The sequence below is a fragment of the Paraburkholderia aspalathi genome, from assembly GCF_900116445.1.
In the GTDB taxonomy this organism is placed as follows: Bacteria; Pseudomonadota; Gammaproteobacteria; order Burkholderiales; family Burkholderiaceae; genus Paraburkholderia; species Paraburkholderia aspalathi.
The window spans coordinates 1-2,139 of the sequence record NZ_FPBH01000075.1 but is presented as its reverse complement, the minus strand read 5'-3'; the positions used below and the strand labels follow the sequence as shown (position 1 = coordinate 2,139).

Below are 2,139 nucleotides of genomic sequence, written 5' to 3'. Positions count from 1 at the left end.
CCGGCATTGAAGATTGGTGGAGGATGACGGGATCGAACCGACGACCCCCTGCTTGCAAAGCAGGTGCTCTCCCAGCTGAGCTAATCCCCCAGTCATGCACAGATCATCATCACACTTCGGGGTTCATCGACTAGCGCAGCCATCGCAGACAAGACAATGGTGGGTCTGGATGGATTCGAACCATCGACCCCCGCCTTATCAAGACGGTGCTCTAACCGACTGAGCTACAGACCCCTCAGTCTGTCTGACTTACTGTCTAATTTCACAGCCGATAAGCGTGAGCGCTCAACGTTCGACACGTTAGCTCGAGAAAGGAGGTGATCCAGCCGCACCTTCCGATACGGCTACCTTGTTACGACTTCACCCCAGTCATGAATCCTACCGTGGTGACCGTCCTCCTTGCGGTTAGACTAGCCACTTCTGGTAAAACCCACTCCCATGGTGTGACGGGCGGTGTGTACAAGACCCGGGAACGTATTCACCGCGGCATGCTGATCCGCGATTACTAGCGATTCCAGCTTCACGCACTCGAGTTGCAGAGTGCGATCCGGACTACGATCGGTTTTCTGGGATTGGCTCCCCCTCGCGGGTTGGCGACCCTCTGTTCCGACCATTGTATGACGTGTGAAGCCCTACCCATAAGGGCCATGAGGACTTGACGTCATCCCCACCTTCCTCCGGTTTGTCACCGGCAGTCTCCCTAGAGTGCTCTTGCGTAGCAACTAGGGACAAGGGTTGCGCTCGTTGCGGGACTTAACCCAACATCTCACGACACGAGCTGACGACAGCCATGCAGCACCTGTGTTATGGCTCCCTTTCGGGCACTCCCACCTCTCAGCAGGATTCCATACATGTCAAGGGTAGGTAAGGTTTTTCGCGTTGCATCGAATTAATCCACATCATCCACCGCTTGTGCGGGTCCCCGTCAATTCCTTTGAGTTTTAATCTTGCGACCGTACTCCCCAGGCGGTCAACTTCACGCGTTAGCTACGTTACTAAGGAAATGAATCCCCAACAACTAGTTGACATCGTTTAGGGCGTGGACTACCAGGGTATCTAATCCTGTTTGCTCCCCACGCTTTCGTGCATGAGCGTCAGTATTGGCCCAGGGGGCTGCCTTCGCCATCGGTATTCCTCCACATCTCTACGCATTTCACTGCTACACGTGGAATTCTACCCCCCTCTGCCATACTCTAGCCCGCCAGTCACAAATGCAGTTCCCAGGTTAAGCCCGGGGATTTCACATCTGTCTTAGCGGACCGCCTGCGCACGCTTTACGCCCAGTAATTCCGATTAACGCTTGCACCCTACGTATTACCGCGGCTGCTGGCACGTAGTTAGCCGGTGCTTATTCTTCCGGTACCGTCATCCCCCCACCATATTAGGGCGGAGGTTTTCTTTCCGGACAAAAGTGCTTTACAACCCGAAGGCCTTCTTCACACACGCGGCATTGCTGGATCAGGCTTTCGCCCATTGTCCAAAATTCCCCACTGCTGCCTCCCGTAGGAGTCTGGGCCGTGTCTCAGTCCCAGTGTGGCTGGTCGTCCTCTCAGACCAGCTACAGATCGTCGCCTTGGTAGGCCTTTACCCCACCAACTAGCTAATCTGCCATCGGCCGCCCCTGTAGCGGGAGGTCCTGAGATCCCCCCCTTTCCTCCGTAGAGCGTATGCGGTATTAATCCGGCTTTCGCCGGGCTATCCCCCACTACAGGACACGTTCCGATGTATTACTCACCCGTTCGCCACTCGCCACCAGGGTTGCCCCCGTGCTGCCGTTCGACTTGCATGTGTAAGGCATGCCGCCAGCGTTCAATCTGAGCCAGGATCAAACTCTTCAGTTCAAACCTGTTACTGTTTTTCGGTTCTGTTACGAACCGGTCGCTCACTCAACGTACTGACGAATGATCATCCCGTCCGAAGACGGGAAAACCTTCCTTAATACTAGTGTGAGACTTGATACTTTCGCTTATGCCAGACCCCGAAGAGCCCAGCTCGCGTCGCGCATCAAGCGCCCACACTTATCGGCTGTTAATTTTTAAAGATCGAGTCCGCATTCACTACCGAAGCGCCGCCCACTTCAACCACCCGGCACCGCTTCGTTCTGCGTCGCTGCATCAGCAGCAGAGAAACGAGATTATG

2 tRNA genes and 1 rRNA gene are annotated in these 2,139 nt (G+C 55.0%); all 3 read right to left on the bottom strand.

Annotated elements, in window-relative coordinates:
* Positions 1-14: 14 nt before the first annotated feature.
* A tRNA-Ala gene (locus BM438_RS44210) sits at positions 15-90 on the bottom strand.
* 67 nt (positions 91-157) lie between these two features.
* Positions 158-234 (bottom strand) — tRNA-Ile (locus BM438_RS44205).
* Between the two features lie 76 nt (positions 235-310).
* A 16S ribosomal RNA gene (locus BM438_RS44200) occupies positions 311-1,841 on the bottom strand.
* Between the last annotated feature and the right edge of the window lie 298 nt (positions 1,842-2,139).